The organism is Sphingomonas endophytica (genome assembly GCF_001476895.1).
Taxonomy (GTDB): Bacteria; Pseudomonadota; Alphaproteobacteria; order Sphingomonadales; family Sphingomonadaceae; genus Sphingomonas; species Sphingomonas endophytica_A.
The window spans coordinates 1-599 of sequence record NZ_LDTB01000309.1; the positions used below are offsets into that span (position 1 = coordinate 1).

At 68.3% G+C, this 599-nt stretch carries 2 protein-coding genes; both read left to right on the top strand.

All coding sequences use genetic code 11. From position 1 onward, the window contains the following. The coding region (gene rbfA / locus NS334_RS17355) for a 30S ribosome-binding factor RbfA (RefSeq protein ID WP_058757032.1) at positions 1 to 347 on the top strand (347 nt) is incomplete at its 5' end. A 54-nt stretch (positions 348 to 401) separates the two neighbouring features. Further along, on the top strand, positions 402 to 599 hold a 198-nt coding region (locus NS334_RS17360; RefSeq protein WP_206542745.1), incomplete at its 3' end, for a hypothetical protein.

The following is a 599-nucleotide window of genomic DNA, read 5'->3' on the forward strand; positions in this document are numbered from 1 at the left end:
TTCTGTCGCAGGGTGAGGTCCACGATCCCGATCTCGAAGGCCACATCATCACCGTTCCCGAGGTGCGTATGTCGCCGGACCTGAAGCTCGCGACGATCTACGTGATGCCGCTCGGCGGCCGCGACACCGACACGGTGATCACAGCGCTCGAGCGCAACAAGAAGTTCCTTCGCGGCGAGATCGCGCACCGCGTCAACCTGAAATTTGCACCCGACATTCGCTTCCGCGTCGACGAGCGGTTCGACGAGGCGGCGCGCATCGACAGGCTGCTGCGGGACGAGCGGGTCCAGCGCGACCTCGACTCCGCGCCCGAGGACGACGAACCGGAGACCGGGACGGGGCATTGAGTCCCGATACCAAGCAGAAAGGGACGGGGCATCGACCCCGGGGGACACGCGGACATGACGGTTTCCATGGAAGATTTGCCGCCGGCCGAGCGCCAGGCTCCCCTGCCGAGCGCTGAGCGCCGCGGGCCGGAGGGGCGCCGTCCTCAGCGCGGGCCGCGTCCCGACCGGCCGAAGCGCCGGGACGTCTCGGGCTGGGTGATCCTCGACAAGCATGTCGGCATGACCTCGACCCACGCGGTCGCGGTGGTGAAG